The 16,877-nt window shown below is 54.8% G+C and carries 12 protein-coding genes, 1 pseudogene and 1 CRISPR repeat array; of the genes and pseudogenes, 5 read left to right on the forward strand and 8 right to left on the reverse strand.

All coding sequences use genetic code 11. From position 1 onward, the window contains the following. Nucleotides 1–174: 174 nt before the first annotated feature. Nucleotides 175–1,914: direct repeats of the CRISPR family, unit length 32 nt; unit sequence GTCGCCCCCTTCACGGGGGCGTGGATCGAAAC. A 50-nt stretch (nucleotides 1,915–1,964) separates the two neighbouring features. The 6 genes from RC74_RS12280 to RC74_RS12300 all read right to left on the reverse strand — a co-directional run bounded on the left by RC74_RS12280 (nucleotide 1,965) and on the right by RC74_RS12300 (nucleotide 8,165). Continuing rightward, the gene (locus tag RC74_RS12280) at nucleotides 1,965–3,677 is read right to left on the reverse strand and encodes a recombinase family protein (RefSeq protein WP_052275161.1); all 1,713 of its coding nucleotides are present in this window, start codon (nucleotides 3,675–3,677) and stop codon (nucleotides 1,965–1,967) included. A 22-nt stretch (nucleotides 3,678–3,699) separates the two neighbouring features. Next, on the reverse strand, nucleotides 3,700–3,855 hold the full coding sequence (locus tag RC74_RS22210; protein WP_156477465.1) for a hypothetical protein: 156 nt from the start codon (nucleotides 3,853–3,855) through the stop codon (nucleotides 3,700–3,702). A 545-nt stretch (nucleotides 3,856–4,400) separates the two neighbouring features. Continuing rightward, on the reverse strand, nucleotides 4,401–6,491 hold the full coding sequence (locus RC74_RS12285; RefSeq protein WP_062628246.1) for an AAA family ATPase: 2,091 nt from the start codon (nucleotides 6,489–6,491) through the stop codon (nucleotides 4,401–4,403). Between the two features lie 93 nt (nucleotides 6,492–6,584). Then, nucleotides 6,585–7,523: a GIY-YIG nuclease family protein gene (locus tag RC74_RS12290; protein ID WP_236939918.1), complete on the reverse strand. Its 939-nt coding sequence runs from the start codon at nucleotides 7,521–7,523 to the stop codon at nucleotides 6,585–6,587. Nucleotides 7,524–7,654: 131 nt separating this feature from the next. Continuing rightward, nucleotides 7,655–7,843 carry a hypothetical protein gene (locus RC74_RS12295; RefSeq protein ID WP_156477466.1) on the reverse strand — a complete coding sequence of 63 codons (189 nt, stop codon included), beginning with the start codon at nucleotides 7,841–7,843 and terminating at the stop codon, nucleotides 7,655–7,657. A 52-nt stretch (nucleotides 7,844–7,895) separates the two neighbouring features. Next, nucleotides 7,896–8,165: a hypothetical protein gene (locus RC74_RS12300; protein ID WP_062628248.1), complete on the reverse strand. Its 270-nt coding sequence runs from the start codon at nucleotides 8,163–8,165 to the stop codon at nucleotides 7,896–7,898. A gap of 113 nt (nucleotides 8,166–8,278) precedes the next feature. Here RC74_RS12300 and RC74_RS12305 point away from each other — a divergent pair, with 113 nt between their 5' ends. Beyond that, nucleotides 8,279–8,467 carry a ribbon-helix-helix protein, CopG family gene (locus RC74_RS12305; protein ID WP_039002462.1) on the forward strand — a complete coding sequence of 63 codons (189 nt, stop codon included), beginning with the start codon at nucleotides 8,279–8,281 and terminating at the stop codon, nucleotides 8,465–8,467. Nucleotides 8,468–8,623: 156 nt separating this feature from the next. On the opposite strand, the gene RC74_RS12310 is transcribed toward RC74_RS12305, so the two are convergent. Beyond that, nucleotides 8,624–9,142 carry a hypothetical protein gene (locus tag RC74_RS12310; protein WP_062628249.1) on the reverse strand — a complete coding sequence of 173 codons (519 nt, stop codon included), beginning with the start codon at nucleotides 9,140–9,142 and terminating at the stop codon, nucleotides 8,624–8,626. Between the two features lie 1,147 nt (nucleotides 9,143–10,289). Here RC74_RS12310 and RC74_RS12320 point away from each other — a divergent pair. Both RC74_RS12320 and RC74_RS23030 read left to right on the forward strand, forming a co-directional pair. Then, nucleotides 10,290–11,669, forward strand: coding sequence for an FAD-binding oxidoreductase (locus tag RC74_RS12320; protein ID WP_039000386.1), 1,380 nt, complete (start codon nucleotides 10,290–10,292; stop codon nucleotides 11,667–11,669). Between the two features lie 496 nt (nucleotides 11,670–12,165). Beyond that, a pseudogene (locus RC74_RS23030) lies at nucleotides 12,166–12,264 on the forward strand (transposase); the annotation flags it as partial. A 129-nt stretch (nucleotides 12,265–12,393) separates the two neighbouring features. Here RC74_RS23030 and RC74_RS12325 read toward each other — a convergent pair. Further along, the gene (locus RC74_RS12325) at nucleotides 12,394–13,107 is read right to left on the reverse strand and encodes a helix-turn-helix transcriptional regulator (protein WP_052274910.1); all 714 of its coding nucleotides are present in this window, start codon (nucleotides 13,105–13,107) and stop codon (nucleotides 12,394–12,396) included. Nucleotides 13,108–13,227: 120 nt separating this feature from the next. On the opposite strand from RC74_RS12325, the gene RC74_RS12330 reads away from it, so the two are divergent. Then, a complete protein-coding gene (locus RC74_RS12330; protein WP_052274909.1) occupies nucleotides 13,228–15,828 on the forward strand; it encodes a vWA domain-containing protein in 2,601 nt (866 codons plus the stop codon). After that, nucleotides 15,825–16,637 carry a hypothetical protein gene (locus RC74_RS12335; RefSeq protein ID WP_039002957.1) on the forward strand — a complete coding sequence of 271 codons (813 nt, stop codon included), beginning with the start codon at nucleotides 15,825–15,827 and terminating at the stop codon, nucleotides 16,635–16,637. Before RC74_RS12330 ends, RC74_RS12335 begins: the two co-directional genes overlap by 4 nt. Nucleotides 16,638–16,877: the final 240 nt, after the last annotated feature.

Genomic DNA, 16,877 nt, shown 5'->3' on the forward strand with positions numbered 1-16,877 from the left:
GAACCCCATTCGTGCTAGGATTTTCGCCGAGGTTCGCACTTGGCTTAAGCATCTAAAATTAAACGGTATTTTACGGCCAGCATTGATCTCTCCTCGGAAACGGGCAACTCGGCAACCATGTCCGCACCCGAGCCCTCCTTTTCCTAAGCGGCAGAATGCGTTAGGTTGTAGGCGGTCGCCCCCTTCACGGGGGCGTGGATCGAAACGTAGAGTTCCGCGACACGTCAAAGCTATCACCCCGTCGCCCCCTTCACGGGGGCGTGGATCGAAACTCAGCAAATACCTCCCGACGCTCATAGTCGCGGCGTCGCCCCCTTCACGGGGGCGTGGATCGAAACCGTTGCACGGCATTGCAGTTGTCGAAAGCACGGCGTCGCCCCCTTCACGGGGGCGTGGATCGAAACAGGCCGCTTGCAGGTTGGTTCTGTGTCTGTCCGTCGCCCCCTTCACGGGGGCGTGGATCGAAACAGCCTCAGTCTTTCCTCCTCGGATGGTATGCGACGTCGCCCCCTTCACGGGGGCGTGGATCGAAACCGGCTCTACCACTAGCTACGCGTACTTGCATAAAGTCGCCCCCTTCACGGGGGCGTGGATCGAAACTCAGCAACGGCGGGCGGCTATCAAGCGTTTATGTCGCCCCCTTCACGGGGGCGTGGATCGAAACACATGCTTCAACTCGGCGTAGGTGATGCCACTATGTCGCCCCCTTCACGGGGGCGTGGATCGAAACCTGCAAGCACAGTCACACCGTCAGGGACTGGACTGTCGCCCCCTTCACGGGGGCGTGGATCGAAACTCCGGAGCATCAAGTTGTCGCTCCGGCAACGCGCGTCGCCCCCTTCACGGGGGCGTGGATCGAAACGTCACACCAGCCCGACCTGTCAGAAGGCTGTACGTCGCCCCCTTCACGGGGGCGTGGATCGAAACTGAATAACCTTGTTGTGCGAAATTCGATTGTTTCGTCGCCCCCTTCACGGGGGCGTGGATCGAAACACCCTTGGATATGATCAAGTCCATCGCCCCGCACGTCGCCCCCTTCACGGGGGCGTGGATCGAAACACGTCAATGACGGTATGCCGGAGAATGACGTCGCGTCGCCCCCTTCACGGGGGCGTGGATCGAAACTTTCCAAGGCAATCGCTGAACGACAAGCGGGGAAGTCGCCCCCTTCACGGGGGCGTGGATCGAAACACGCCATTGGCCGATACTGTTCAACTTGATGTGCGTCGCCCCCTTCACGGGGGCGTGGATCGAAACCTATTGTCGCGGGCGAGTGGCTTGAGGCGAGTTGGTCGCCCCCTTCACGGGGGCGTGGATCGAAACCTAAGCAAGACATACATCTTGGAGGTGGTCGAATGTCGCCCCCTTCACGGGGGCGTGGATCGAAACCACAGTCCAGCCTTTTAGCGCTCCGGACGTCACAGTCGCCCCCTTCACGGGGGCGTGGATCGAAACCCGCACCAACTGCGAAGAAAACATTCATCATGCGTCGCCCCCTTCACGGGGGCGTGGATCGAAACAACCAAAAGACGGCGCTTGCAACCGAACGCACGAGTCGCCCCCTTCACGGGGGCGTGGATCGAAACACGTTTGCTTGGTGTCGGTGGCGGTGCTGGTGCGTCGCCCCCTTCACGGGGGCGTGGATCGAAACTGACGATTGGCGAGGGTATCGCTTATTCCGAGGGCGTCGCCCCCTTCACGGGGGCGTGGATCGAAACAGCAGCGGCAACCCCTGTATTAGGCTGTCCAACTGTCGCCCCCTTCACGGGGGCGTGGATCGAAACCGGCACTCGCGGTCGGGCGGTGATGCGCTCGTCGTCGCCCCCTTCACGGGGGCGTGGATCGAAACAAGAGAAGAGGCTGCCCCACCATACAATTGCCCGTCGCCCCCTTCACGGGGGCGTGGATCGAAACTGAAAACCATACCAATACTACTCTATGGCGCCTTGGCCGCACACACTATGCTAATTTATTTGAGTTTGAGAAATCTCTCGCAAACAGTGTCCAAGTCGAGCTCCCGCAACCATAAATACTATACTTTGCATAACCTCCTGTTCACAGGAGGTTATTTGTTGTTCAGGCTTTCCTTTGACACCAAGGCTCAAGGCCAAAATGTTTGCCAGAGCGCCATGGAGTTCCAATTGTGGCTGCATCCGCTTGCCACCAGTTGGCAGTGGCGTGACTGTGATTTTGTCAATCAAGCCACGGATCTCATCACGGGCTTCGCTTTCACTGTTTGGCTCACCAAGCTCTGCGACAATGGTTTTGATCCGCGCATGATAGGTGTGGGCCATTTGCGGATGGATGCGCAGATTGGAGGCCGGGGCTGGGGTGCTGGCGAGGTCTTGCTCCAACTGCTTTTGCCGCGCTTCAAGCTGGCTCATGCGATCATTAATACGCGCGGCAGGTGTTCCAGCCAGCAAGGCGTTGACCAAAACATCCTGATCTTTGATCACTTTAGTCAGCTCTTTTTGCTTTGTGGCACGGGTATCTGTTTTGCTCGCAGCAAGACGATTGCGCTCCGCGATGTATTCTTTGGCAAAGGTTGCGACCAAGTCTGGCTCCATAAGGTGGCCTGATAGGAGATCAAGGATTTGGCGCTCCATATCCTTGCGCGCGACTGTCGTCCGGTTGGTGCAGACTGAGGTGCCTTTGTTACGTGATGAGCTGCAGCCAAACCTGTCTTTGGCTATGGTCGAAAAGCCTCCGCCACAACAGCCGCATTTGATCAACCCTGTAAACAAAAAACGCGGTTTACGCCGTTGCCATGCTTTGCTGTCGCTTTGTTTGAGTGCCTGACTTTTTTGACGGGCCTTCACGGCCTCCCAAAGGTCTTGGGACACGATCCGCAGGTCTGGAACCTGCACGATACGTAACTCGGAAACCTCTTTTGGCCGAGACTGTCTTTTGCCGTTGCGAGGATCGGTTTTATAGGCTTGGCGGTTCCAATGCCGCTCTCCGACATACAGCATGTTGTTGAGAATTCCCGTGCCGCGTTTGGGGTTTCCATGAATTGTGGATTTATTCCAATTGGGGGTACGCGGTCCGATAACGCCCTCGCGGTTCAAAAGGTCTGCGATTCTCCCCGGTGATTGCCCATCTCTGTATGCTTCAAAAATCCGCAGAATGACCGCTGCTTCGTCTTGATTGATTGCCAGATCTCCTCTGTTCAATTCTCCATCCTCGCGTAGGCTGCGCACAACGTCATAACCAAAGGATTTGCCACCCGCTGATTTGCCTTTTTCGACGCGACCATCCAGTCCACGCCAAGTTTTGGCCGCCAGATCCTTTAAAAACAGAGCATTCATCGTGCCTTTCAAGCCGATGTGCATCTCATTCACAGTGCCTTCAGAGAGGGTTTCTATGCCCACCCCGGTGAAGGACAGTGTTTGATAAAGCTGGGCAATATCAGCTTGATTGCGGGAGAGGCGATCAAGAGCCTCTGATACGACAATGTCAAAACCCTGCTCCTCCGCATCGCGCAACAGCTTTTGGATGCCCGGGCGCAGGATGCTGGCCCCAGAGATTGCCCGGTCTTCATAGCTACCGACGATCTCCCAGCCTTCGCGCTCGGCATGAATGCGGCATAAACGAATTTGGTCTTCGATTGAGGCGGCGTTTTGCATATCAGATGAATATCTGGCGTAGATCGCGGCGCGCAGGCGGGCTGTTGTCATAGGTTGGACTCCTTGGAGTGGTTTAAGTGCGGGGTCTGTGGTGCTGATGGTTCCTGTTCTCATCCTCTTCATGATCTACACGTGCAGCATCCCGTGCGAGCGCACGGATCAATGCTTGCATTTGATCGTGGCGTGTTTGCTCGGCGATACCGTCGGAGACAACAACGGGCGATGCCATTGGCACCTCCTTGTCGCTTGCATGTCTCTTCTGGTCCCGTGCCATTGGCCGAGGTCTCCCGCCCGTTCCGGCGCAGCGCCGGACGGTTTAAAGTGATGTGTATATTGCCGGGGATTTGTCCGGCGGTGTGGGTATCACTATACTGCATGGGAGGCCTCGTCGGATGGTGAAAAGCGTCCAGAATTGACGCCGAGTGTCAGAATTTTGTGGATAAACAATGTGTTGAAAAGTTTTTTCAATAAATTTGCTTCGTTCATGCGGCATTAAAATATCTATAAAAATTCAAATCTTAGAAAACCAAAAAATACGGATCTTACCTGTCTGCTCTAAGCCTCAAAAATATAGAAATCTTACCTCTGCCTGTTTGTAAAAACTGAACAAAGTCATCTGCCCTTTTTTAATACGAAAACCAGAAAACGAAAAAATCTTTCAAAAAATAGAAAACGAAAAACAAACAAACCAAAATGACAAGCATCATAAAAATGACTAAGATGCTGATCCTGTATTCTCTTTAAGGGCCGTCTTTTTAGATATGTTTGCCTTGCTCACCCCAGCCTTAGCGGTTCTCGCGGGGGCTGATCTGGCGCGGTGGTCTGCGGCTTGGCTGTGATGGGCATGACCTCGCGCAGCCATGGCTCGATCTCAGCGGCGCGCATTGAGCGGTGGTGCAGGAGTTCCCGTGCCAAGGCTTCCAATGGCTCAAGGTGCTGGATGAGCAGGGTTGCTGCCCGCTGTTCTGTGCGGTCCACACGCTGGCGCACAAGGTCACGAAGTCTGGGCGTCGCGCGGATAACCTCATTTGGTTGTGAGTGCCAAACAGGACCTGTCTCTCCAAGGCCCAAGGTGGTCTCAATCTGAATGGCTGCCTTTGTGGCCAAAGCAAGATCGGAGGTGTCAGAACCGCCAGCCCCAGCCGAGATGTCGCCCAAGACCAAACGTTCAGCGGCGCGGCCTGCCAAAGAATAGGCCATCTGGGCTTCGAAATCGGACAGTAAGCTCTCGTTTGTGTTGAACTGGCAGCTCACTTGTCCGCCGTCCGTTGAGATCCGCAGGCTGGTGACGGCTCCTAAGTTTAAAGCAGCTGCGATGATCGCATGGCCAGCCTCGTGGATGGCGATCCGCCAGAGCAGCGCGTGGTTCTCTGATCCCGCGCCGATGTGGAGATGATCTTGCAGCATCGCAAGGGTGAGCCGCTTGCCGCTGTGACGGGCATCAGAACGCGCCGCACGGATCGCAGCATCAATGTCGGCAGCACTTTTGCCAAGAGAAAGACGGGCGAGTGTCTGCAGGTTTGCGTCAGCAAGGTCTTCGCTCAAGTGATGGCGCAGGATCGCCAAGAGCGCGCCTGCATCGGGCAGAGGCACCGCCACCTTCAGATCCATACGTCCGGCGCGCAATACCGCTGGGTCCATCTTGTCCGCATGATTAGAGGTGCCAATAAGAATGACGCCCGCGTCGCGCGAGATCGCGTCTAACTCTGCCAGAAATGCATTGATGACTTGCAAGCGATAGCCTGATCCATGGCGATCATCACTGTCGCGCGAGCCCACGGCGTCGATCTCATCGATGATCAGCACACAGGGCGCATTGCGTCGTGCTTCAGCAAAGCTGGCCCGCATCTCGCGCAGCATATCGCCCAGATGTCCCGCCGATTGCCATGCGCCAAAGCTGGCGTTGACAGTGGAGAGCCCCGCGCTGTTGCCGACGGCACGGGCCAAATAGGTTTTTCCGGTGCCGGGGGGGCCGTAGAGCAAGAGCGAGCGGCTGATCTCATCCCAGCCCGCTTTGCCGGCCTTCCAGAGTTTGAGGTCATCGACAATCCGGCGCGCCGCCGAAAGGGCGAGAGTGTCGCCCGTCATGTCTTCCAAGCGTGGCCCTGTGGAATGGACATCGCGTTTGGTGATGGCGTTCAGCTTTATCAGGGCGTCCTGCAGGGTCGGTGCGCGCAGGGCGGCGCAGGCCGTGACCGTCTCAAGGCCCGACAAGACATCATCGTGCGGCAGGGCAGCCCGCAACGCGACAGGATCGGTGATTTGATCCGACAGATGGCCAGAGTGCAACAGCGTGGCAAGGACATCGCCACAGATCGGCGCCATTGGGAAGACTGGCGGGACCATGGCGGTCAGATGTTTGGGCAGCGAGAGGCCATGCGTCTGCATGATCAGCACGGGTTCGATCAGATCGAAGCTGTCTGTGATGGCTGAAGCTAAGCGCGCTTGTGCATTCTTACTCAATGCTCCATCGACGATGTCAGGCGCGAGGATCTGCCACGGTGCCCGAGGAAAACAGATACTCAAAACATCTTTGAGTATTGTGAGATCTACGACGCCAATGTCCCGCACCACAGTCAGCGCGCCGCACTGCAGGGCAATGTCTATGGCGGTAGGCGACTTGAACGTTGCAGCAAGACGAATTGCGATCAGAACCTGGCGGGCGGGAACGTAGCGCAATGGCGATCGGGTGACCTGCCCGAAGCGCTCGACATCTTTGCCGGACTCGAACTTTGTGAATAGTTCGTCGAGATCTGAAGGCGTATGACTGGCATCTGATGGTGCGCCGTGATGGTGCCGCAGGCGCTCAATGAGCGTGCTGGCGAAGTCATTCCAAGCGGGAGTGTTGATTTTAGAATTGGGCATAGGGAAGCCCTCCCTGTAAGAGAGTGAGGGGAAAAGCCCCGCGAGCAGTACGCTCGCGGGATCTGTCCTAAATTTGCAGTCTGACGGGGCCGTTTACGCGGCCTGCACCTCGATCTTGTCGAGATGACCGAGAATGGTCTTGGTCAGCCGCGCGTCGTAAATCTCCGATTTGACGCGGATCTGGGTGCGATAGCACTCGGGATCGACGACGCAATCTGCGTGCTCGCGAAGCAGTTTTGCGTGCAGGCGCTTTTCCAGACGAATGGCGTCTTGCCCTGTAGACATAGGAATTTGACGCAGAATGGCGCAGGGCATATCCATATCGCGCTGCAGTTGATACCGCAGACGGCTGCCGGGATCGCGGGAAAACCCGAGCTTCACAAGCTCGCGCCCGTTTGAGAGCGTGAAGGACATTGCGTAGAGAAAGCTAGGTGCAGCAACCCAGTCTTCGCTGCAGCCCCCGCAACCGAAGCGGCCTGTTTGCATATTGACGCGCGCCACACGCTGCTCGTGACCACAATCCATATGTTTGTAGAGGCGATAGTTCTGATCGCCCTCGGGATCGGGGCAAAGCAGATGCCAACCCCGCGCTTGCGCCACACCGATCTCGCTGGCGGCATGGCATGTCTCGCAGCGAACGCCTGTTTGCAAGGCGGCAACGCGTTTGATTAATTCGAATTGGCGACGGAGCTGATGCCCACAGGCTGCACGATAGAGGCCGTAGTGACGGTTTTTGGGATCACGGCTCAGAAACTCCAGCCCAGCGGCCGCAGCATCTGAGGCCCAGACCTGTTCAATGCACGCGGAACAATTGGGCTGGCTGTTCATCAAAGTAAAGAGACGCACCTTATTGAGCGCGCCGCACTGATGGCAGCGCAAGGCGAGGTGCAGCCGATCAACAACGCGGGCCACAATATCGAAGCCTTTCGATTTTGCCGTCGCGATCCAGTGAGGTTGCAAACTGCCTTTGTGGATGGGCAGCAGAGTGTTTTGAATGGTCATCATGTTTTGGGAATGGGAAATCGTGTTCATGGGATGCTCTCCAGATAAGAAAATAAGATATGCAATATGAGGGGGCCGCAGCCGCAGGGCTGCAGACGCAGGTGTGCGCGTTGCCAAAGCGAAGATGGCAATCCGTTAGATAGAAAATGGGGATCGATTTATTAGAAGGCTGGCGCAGGGGGCTCGTCTTGATCGCGCTTGTCATCCAGAACCTCTGGCGCAGAGTCAAACAGCGGCAGTGCGACAAGGGCCGTCATCAAGTGACGCGCTTGGATCAACATCGCATTGCGCTGCATGGCGATGGCGCCAATGCCAGCAATTTGAAACTGCGAAAAGAATGAAAAGTGCATCTCCTGATGCAGGCGACGGGCCCCACCGAGTTCTTCGCAACCAAGCATGGCATCAATGAGCAGTGCCGTGCGAAACAGCGGTTGATCGGAAAGGGTCGCGAAAATGACGCAAACCATCGGTGAGGCGGGTTTGGGCGCGTTCAGCGTCGCGCAGCCACAGGCGGTAAGCCGGATCTTGGCTGTGCCCAACACCTTCAAGATCGCGTTCGGCGCCAATGAAATCTGCGACATGCGCGAGAAGAAGAGGGAAGGTAAGGGACGCCGGTGTTTGAAGCGGGTCTTTATGCGCCGAAAAAGGCGTGATAGGGGTGTGTTTAGTCATGATGATCTCCTATGGATCGGATTGATTAGGGCCTTGGCGAGAGTTACAGCTCTTGCCTTGGCCTGCACAATATGGCACCATAAAACCAATTAATCAAGCATGGATTCGGGATTATGAGTGAAAAAAGCAAAAAGGGCCGCCCACGGCTCGATACGGAAGCTGTCAACTTACGCCTGCCGCGTGACATGATCGAAGCAATTGATGATAGAAGACGCGCGGAAACTGACCTGCCGACAAGGCCGGAAATGATCCGGCGTGCGCTGGCACAGTGGCTCACTATGACTGACGCGCCAAAGAGCTGAAGGCCGATTGGCTTGAGCGAGGCAACCGACATCGGGCCGTGCCTCCAATGTAACCATGACACCGGCGTCCCAGCAACTCTGCCCCATTCAACTATTCTTGTCGCGCGCCCGTGGACATCGAAGTTATCGTTTGCCTCGATGACCACTTCTGTCCGCTTACCCTTCGTTCTCGTTTGGATCCCCGTGGGTTTTATGGTGGCGCTTCTCGTGGAGTTTATCCAACAAATCGTCATCTGGAGAGCGTGGTGCTTCGTTTGCAAATTCAATCTCGGGGAAAGGCTCCTTCTCCTCGTCAAGTGATGTGAACTTAATATCTGATACAGGCCCATCATCAAGGGTGTCAGGATTGCTTGGCGTGGTATCTTTTTGTGTTTCACTTTCCTGCAAGTCTGCCGAAAGGTCCTCGGTCGATGCGTCCGCCTCACGTTGGATTGTGCGCAAATATGTGCCCAACGTTGAGTCCGAAATGTGAATGCCGTTTTGGACCAAGGTCTTGTTGATGAGTTCCAAAGTGTGTCCATTCGTCAGAGCCTTATTAATAGACGGAAGTGATTGACGCAGGGACTCTTTCACAGAAAAATTGTCGGGAGGTGTTGTCGCCAACCTCTCCAGGTCTGCTTTTACTTTGTCGAGCGTGCTTTTGGTGATGCGGTTTTTCTTAGGTGCTTGTTTCATTGCCGTTCCTCAAATTTATTGGTGACGACCTTTTTAATAGGAGGCTTTTTGCGAAAAGCCACAACGGGCTTTCCCTAATCCACAGGATTCGACATTCGATCGGCTTGAGGCCTGGATCCCCCGCCGCTTTGAAAATGAACTCTCTCAAGGGGACGTATGAAATTCTCGGAATGATGGTGAGTGCGTCTGGGTTTTATCTGGAAGCTGTGTGCAAAGACCTTATCGATGAGCGTGAAAAGTTAACCAGACTCCAAAGTGAGGTGTTCAGCCTACTTTCCTGAAATACATGGGAGGGAGTTGGGTGTTGCTTCTTTTTGTGTTGTGAAGACCTCATTATTCTTTTGTTAGGCTATATTGTCGGACGTTAACGTCTGGTGATTCCATTTTACGGACAATTCTGTTCAGGAGTTGAGGCGGATGGATGCACCACTTTTTGCAGACAGAAACACAGACAAAACTGTCATAAAATGATGGCTGCTACCGCAGCAGCTGTTTAGGCGCCGCATCGTTACGAAGCTGGATACGGATCCTGGGTTTGGCTGATCTTGGATTTGGGCCGGCATTTAGGGCGAGTGAATGGCGGATTGAAGTGAGAGCGGAGTGGGGCGTTGCATCGTAGCTCAGGCAAATACAGATTGCATCTGCCTGCAGATGATCGGTGGACGCAAAACGGTTTGATTGCCGATGCTCGTAGCGCCCATCTACGACTAATACGTGGTCAATAAACCAGTGCGGAGTTATCCCGTCGGATAGACCGAGCGCTAAATAACGACACTTTTCAAATCTCAGCGGGGCATAGTCCACGCCTGAACTCCATCCGAAATAGGATAACTCCCGCCATTAAACTGAAAATGGTACAGCGAAGAAACAGATATGGAGCCTCTTACACTCAAAGGGGCATTTATTAGGCGAAATCATTGAAAACTATATGAAAGAAGTGCAACAAATTGTCGCTGAAATTGTAGTATGCTTGCGGCGGCGTGGATGAGTGTGCCACGCATAAGATATCTCGCTCCTTTCTCCCTTAATATTCCGAGGCACTCATGACCGCACTTCCCTTGCTTTCTGTCAATCACCCCAAGTCAGGGGAGGCGTCGACGAAGATGAATGGCGCCGCTTCATTTCTGAAGTGCAGGAGGTTGCTCGTATGAGCGATATTGCTAATCGGTTGCGCACGGAACTTGGCGTCGATGTTGTTCCCTTGGATGTTCCTGAGCGCAACCATCATGATTGGTCTGGTTTGCCGCCTGTTTCACCCTTAGCGCTCGTGAGGGCATGCAGCACCGAACAGGTGGCCATCGCACTCCGTCTCTGCCATGAAACAGAGACGCCGGTGGTGCCGCAAGGCGGGCTAACCGGCATTTCTGGTGGTGCCCACCCGGTCGCTGGGGCGGTCGTGCTGTCACTGGAGCGGATGAACCGCGTGTTGGCATTTGATGCCCAAATGGCCACCCTAACTGTCGAAGCCGGTTGCGTGCTGCAAACTGCACAAGAAGCCGCCCAAGATGGGGGATTGATGCTGGCGGTTGATTTAGGCGCACGCGGTTCCTGCACCATCGGCGGCGTGATAGCCACCAATGCGGGCGGCAACCAAGTGCTGCGTTATGGCATGGCACGCGAGCATGTTCTGGGACTTGAGGTTGTTCTGGCTGATGGTACAGTCCTCAATTCGATGAATAACATGATCAAAAACAACGCGGGGCTAGACCTAAAGCAGTTATTTATCGGCACCGAGGGGCTGATGGGCATTATCACCAAGGCCGTGATGCGCTTACAACCGCGGCCAAGCCACAGTGCCACGGCCTTTTGCGGCTGCACAGACACCGCCGCTGCGGTAGCCTTTTTAAAGCGTGCTCGCGCAGATCTCGGCCCTGCGCTGATATCGTTTGAAGTGATGTGGCCCAGCTTTTACGATTTAATGCGTGCCGGTATTAACGCCAAACATCCGCTTTCCGAACCGCACGGTGTCTATGTCGTCATCGAAGCCGGCGGTTTCGACGATAACCTGCGCGGCCAGTTTGAAAACTGCCTTGGTGTAGCACTGGAAGAGGGCGCACTGAATGATGCGGTGATAGCTGCCTCGGTGCGCGAAGAACGCGAGCTTTGGGCGGTGCGCGAAGCTGTGGCTGAATACGGTCACATCCTTGGCCCACTCACCGCTTTTGATGTGGGCTTGCCATTGGAGAGTATCGCCGAAGCTGTGTCACGCTTGGAGGCGGAAATTGCCGAACGCTGGCCTGGCGCACGTGCTCTCAGCTATGGGCATATGGGCGACAGCAACCTGCATTTGGTCGTCAATGTGCCACAAGCAGGCACAGATCAGCCCGCAAGCGCACTCAAGACATTGGTTTATGGCATAGTCCGTGATTTGGGTGGGACAATTTCGGCCGAACACGGGATAGGCGCGGTCAAGCGCGACTATCTAGGTTACAGCCGCACAGAGGCGGAGATTGACACCATGCGGCGGCTCAAATTCACTTTGGACCCGCGCGGCATCCTTAACCCCGGAAAGGGGTTTGCACCATAATTACACTTCGCTAGAAAATTACTCGTGCCGCAAGGGCGAGTGCCCTACGCGGTAGAAATTTTTACGATGACGCGGCTCCGACGGAACCATCCTGACGGATGGGTTTACGTCGGCTTTTGGTAGACCCCGCTCAAACATTTATGCTTGCCCCTCCTATCGTTTGATAGACTTTCTTAACCATTTACGGCACAAATCACCTAAGACGCCAATATTTCCCCGTCAGGATTGACTATTGCGACGTCGATACATAACTATAAAGACATGTTGGAACACGCAGATCATTTTCGATTTCTACTGCTAAACCGCCCGTAACCCCGGGCGGTCAAGGTGCCTCTGCGCCTTCCATACCTTCCGGGGTCTCCTCACATTCCTAAAACGTGAACGCGGCGTAATCTCGCCCGAGGAGGCAGTATGAAAAGTTTCGTCCGAGCAGAACAATCGACCAACCAAAACCACTCTATTTTGCGGGCCCTCCGGAATATTCCGTCAACCTTGCCCAACCCGTTTTAAAAGATCCCGCACCGTGGGCGCATACTTTGGGCTTACACCGCGAAGATATCAGTCAGAAGAGCATGACAATCCAGGGCGGATGAATGGGCCCACACCGTCCGATGCTGCATGGGGTGCGAATGTCCAGACCTGCGTTTCACGCGCAAAAGACTGACGAATGTGAAGAATCTGAACGGGGTGCGCTGCTGATATGCTGGCGACAACATCATTGCCGCTAAATAAATTTAGCCCTTACCGCGATCGCCACCGCTTGGTCACGGGTTCTGGCGTTTAAGCTCAATCTTGCATTGCGGACATGCAGTTCTACTGTGCTTTCGGAAAGCCCCATCTTATAAGCCACTTCTGACGTTCTAAGACCGTCAGAAAAATAGGCCAGGCAATCAAGTTGTTTTTTGGTCAGGGTAAGCGGTTGGTTTTTTGCCGATTGAGCGTTCAATCCTGCATAAAGCAACTGGCACCAAGCCCGCCAAGTGTCTTCATGCTCGGCGCGTAACTGGGAAAAATCAGCCCGATTATAGTCGGTCATCAAATTCAGGCCAACGCCAGCCCCATTTATGTCAGGCCGGATCGTCACCGACATCCCGGTTCGGACCCCCAGCGACGCACTGCCCTGTGCGATTTGATCTAGCTCCACTTGCGTGAGGTGCTCATGGTCTTCAAAATGCCCGATGCCGGTCGTTTGCGTTGTGGTGCCTGTCAGGCAGTTTCGTGCAAACGGGTCCAATCCTGCCAATACAGCATGGCGATACCTGTTAGCCCAGGTATCACATGCATTCGTCAAAATCAAAGGCGTGTCGCGCTGTGAAAGGTCCATGAATATGACTTTGGACAAACCAAACTGCGGCAAGCATTCAATTGCGGACTTCCATATCTGCAGTGGCGTGCTGCCCGCGTCCATCGTATCCGCGAGCGATCGGATTAGTGACATAAGCTTCCCCTCATTTGAAACATAAGGATTTCCTTATCTTGTGTAAACGGGCACGGCTGATCCACTCTGTCGATAATCGCTTAAACACTGGCACATGCCGAACTTTCGATAGGATTTTTTATGCGTTTCCTTTTGTCGCTGCTTATTTTTCTTTCTGCGGCGGGTGTGGGGACCGCCCAAACCACAAACCGTGATGTCATGGTCGTGTTTGATATGTCGGGGTCCATGTGGGGTCAGGTTGATGGCGTCGCCAAAGTTGAAATCGCGCGTGATGCGTTTGATGGGCTTCTGGATGATTGGGAGGCAAACACGACCCGCGCGGGCCTTATCGCATACGGGCACCGCCGCAAGGGGGATTGTTCCGATATCGAGCTGCTGGCCCTGCCGGACGCGGGCGCGGATATCGCGTCACTGGTCGCAGGGCTTCAGCCACGCGGGAAAACGCCATTGTCAGCGGCTGTCATGCAGGCCGCGGAAGTTCTGAAATTTACAGAAGAAGCGGCAACCGTTGTTCTGCTGTCCGATGGTGTTGAAACCTGTGAGGCTGATCCATGCGCAATGGGTGCTAAACTGGAAGCGCTTGGCCTTGATTTTACGGCCCATGTCATCGGATTTGATATTGCCGAGAGAGACAAAGCGCAGCTGCAGTGTCTCGCGTCTGCAACAGGAGGTCAGTATTTCGACGCGGCTGATGCGAGTGAATTGGCGGATGCCATGAAAGGGGTCGTGCAGGCAACGGCCGTTAAAGCACCTGAAGAATTGCGCGGTCAGGATTTTCAGACCATCACGATCAGGGTCAAAATGGACTCTAGGGCGCTCTCTTTGCCGGAGGACATTACGATTTACGGCAATGACATTGAATTGGGCACACTGACTGACGACACAGCTTCCCATCCCGGATTGTTGATCGAGCTTCCATTTGGTGAAATCACCATGCGGGTCGAAGGTTTGGGTGTGTCAGATGAAACGCTGGTTGACGTAACTGACCAGACCGAATTCATCGACCTTGTGGTATCGGGTGCCGAGGCCGACTATGTGATCTGGCGCGAGGGCCAGTTCCCCGTTCTGGACAACAAGCGCTCAAATATAATCCTCATTAAAAACACGACCGGCGTTGATCGGGGCAGTTTTTATCCGCTTTATCTTTATCCATCCGGCAGCACCGATCCGGCGCAGGCTGTGAAGATTGATAATCTGTCGCCCACTGCTGGCATATATATCACCGCTGAAATTCCATCTGGTGTGGCGCTGGGTGATTACGATCTTGTTCCTACGGGAACGGACGGCACGCAATACGCTCGCATCCCGATCAGCTTTGCGTCTGCGATTGATCCGGTCTGGCAAGGTGCGCGCGAGGTCGAACCCGCTGGCGTGTTGGATGCATATTGGGCGGGGTCATCAGACACTTACGACCAGTTTCGGTTCATGCAGGGTGATGATGTCGTCAGCCGACATCGCGTTTCATCCCTTGCAACAGAAGACGGTTTCAAGCTGCCTGCGCCGACAGAGCTGGGCCTGTATGAACTGGTCTATATCTCTGAATATGTGAACAACTTTGAATTCCAGACCACTTCAATGGGGACGATCGCCGTTGGTGTGCCGTTTCCACAAACCGAAGCCGCCCCAACTGCGGCCAACCCAGACACCGACGGTCTTGCAGAGGAAGCTGAGGCCATGGGCGGCGAAGAAGGTCCACTGACCCCCGTAGGAGAACTGCACGGGAATTGGGTCTTGATGGCACGCAATGATGTTATGAACGTGCCGCTCGCCAGATTCCAAGTTGCCCATGAACAAGGGACAGATTTTGCCGAAGGCGATTTCGTGATCGAAGCGCCCGAGGAATGGAACCTTGGCCCACAAGGATCGTTCGGCACATCAGGCTTGGGTCTTGTCGACGATAACACCCGCACTTTGACCTTTGTAAGCGACACCGGAACCCAAACTGTTGAGCTCAAACGCGATGGGAACCTGTGGCGTGCGCCCACGGACATGATCGCGCAGCGTTCTGGCATTACGCTCGACGTTATGGTGATGCGGTCCGATGATCTTGCCGATATCGATACGGCCCCCGTGGTTAGTTATTTCAACGCTTATAATGAACAGGGCGCTAAGATTGCAGGGCCTGTGGAGTGGGACCTATCCCTCTATACCGCTGGGAATTTTGATCAGATGCGCACTGAAACCGGATTGAACCATGCACAACGCGTGCAGGGCACATACGAGGTCACGGCAACCGCAGGCCCATTAACTGGAACCGACATGATCACCGTCTCGCGCAGTTCACGCGCCAATAATGCTATTATCCTGCGCACCGTCGGCGAAGGCGATACGTTGCCAATCGACGCCGCCTACTATTGTTCGGCTGGTGAAGATTGCGACATGTTTGAACCCGATTATTCGGTCAACTTCACTCTACCAATTGGGTGGGGGGCGCAAAAAGCACAGCGTTCGCGGAACTGGGAAATCGCTTTTGATATGGCAACAATGACGCCTGATGGTGTGTTCTACGCGACACTTAACGATCCGAACCGCAGTGCAAATATTGGCCCCTGCTATGACGTGATTGCGGGCGCATTATGCCACGCGGCGACCAAAGATCCGAAACTTATCGCCGATATCGATATCATCCGGCGCGGATTGTCCGTGCAGTCCGTCGGCGAGCCGCTGGACCAAGAGGCTATCGACGCACTGTTAAACAAACTGACGGGAACTTCCAAATGAAACGCTTACTCCTGACAACTGCCCTATGTGCAGGCCCAGCATTCGCTGAAACCGTAGATGTTTTTGTTGTTCAAAAAGACGGCAGCGGTGTGGTCCAGCACGAAAGCAACGTCACCGTCGATGCTGCTGCAATCCTTATTGAAGGGGAGCGTCCTGCCGGAACGACAGGTGTTGTGCTGGAAGATGGCAAATCCGTAGTATGGACAACCCTGACGCCCGAAGAAATTAACAGACGCCACGGAGGGACCGGCGCCCCCTATGTCACTCATGGCGAGAACGAAGACCCCGACGAGATGGAGTTTGACGCGGACGAAGAACGAGACAACCAAGCCGACGTCGAAGAAGACCCCCGTGCAGCACAGGCCGATGATGACGACGATATGGAATTCGATGAAGAGGAAGAGCGCCGCTTCCAAGAAGGTGACTCAATGAACGCCGCGCAAATCAAGCCACTTGCAGGCAATTGGATCGGCGACATGACGGAACAAACCTTTGATGGTTGCCCGAAAGCGCTGGAAGCGCCGTTGCGTGCGCAGGCTTCAGCAATGTCAATGAGTGCGGTGCAAGGCACCATTGATCCGACCTTTACACCCCAACGCATGGCACCACAGTTTGACTGGACCAAAACCGGTGCGAACTCGTGGGTTGGCACCCTTGATCAAATGACCCAAGGCTCTGGTGTGCGTGTGCAATGGGCCATTCAAATCAAGACCCCAAGCCTGATCGAAAGTCGGCAACAATTAAATTTCGGTCTTGATGCAATGGGCAGTTGTGAAGTGTATATGGTGACTTACTTGTTGCGGGCATAACCATCTGCGCAAGAGGATCGAGAGCCGCGCCACATATCGTCATGCGCGTCGGCAAATCTGGAGTGACAGGAATACGTTTGGTGACGTCCAAAAGAGGGGCCGTGTCGAGAGTGATACCGCCGAGCTTGGCCATGTGTGCGATTTGTTTGCGCGACCCGTAGCCCATAGATGACAGCAGTTTGTCGACACGTGAAGTTGGAACCCTAGCCATAACATTGGCTCCCTAAGTAGAGGTCTGAG

This window comes from Falsihalocynthiibacter arcticus (assembly GCF_000812665.2).
Lineage (GTDB): Bacteria > Pseudomonadota > Alphaproteobacteria > Rhodobacterales > Rhodobacteraceae > Falsihalocynthiibacter > Falsihalocynthiibacter arcticus.

Excerpts from the sequence above, each read along its gene's own strand:
- RC74_RS12285 (WP_062628246.1), bottom strand. The coding sequence starts at position 6,491 with ATGCCCAATTCTAAAATCAACACTCCCGCTTGGAATGACTTCGCCAGC.
- RC74_RS12300 (WP_062628248.1), bottom strand. The coding sequence starts at position 8,165 with ATGACTAAACACACCCCTATCACGCCTTTTTCGGCGCATAAAGACCCG.
- RC74_RS12325 (WP_052274910.1), bottom strand. The coding sequence starts at position 13,107 with ATGTCACTAATCCGATCGCTCGCGGATACGATGGACGCGGGCAGCACG.
- RC74_RS12320 (WP_039000386.1), top strand. The coding sequence starts at position 10,290 with ATGAGCGATATTGCTAATCGGTTGCGCACGGAACTTGGCGTCGATGTT.
- RC74_RS12295 (WP_156477466.1), bottom strand. The coding sequence starts at position 7,843 with ATGCACTTTTCATTCTTTTCGCAGTTTCAAATTGCTGGCATTGGCGCC.
- RC74_RS12305 (WP_039002462.1), top strand. The coding sequence starts at position 8,279 with ATGAGTGAAAAAAGCAAAAAGGGCCGCCCACGGCTCGATACGGAAGCT.
- RC74_RS12330 (WP_052274909.1), top strand. The coding sequence starts at position 13,228 with ATGCGTTTCCTTTTGTCGCTGCTTATTTTTCTTTCTGCGGCGGGTGTG.
- RC74_RS12335 (WP_039002957.1), top strand. The coding sequence starts at position 15,825 with ATGAAACGCTTACTCCTGACAACTGCCCTATGTGCAGGCCCAGCATTC.
- RC74_RS12290 (WP_236939918.1), bottom strand. The coding sequence starts at position 7,523 with ATGAACACGATTTCCCATTCCCAAAACATGATGACCATTCAAAACACT.
- RC74_RS12280 (WP_052275161.1), bottom strand. The coding sequence starts at position 3,677 with ATGACAACAGCCCGCCTGCGCGCCGCGATCTACGCCAGATATTCATCT.
- RC74_RS12310 (WP_062628249.1), bottom strand. The coding sequence starts at position 9,142 with ATGAAACAAGCACCTAAGAAAAACCGCATCACCAAAAGCACGCTCGAC.
- RC74_RS22210 (WP_156477465.1), bottom strand. The coding sequence starts at position 3,855 with ATGGCATCGCCCGTTGTTGTCTCCGACGGTATCGCCGAGCAAACACGC.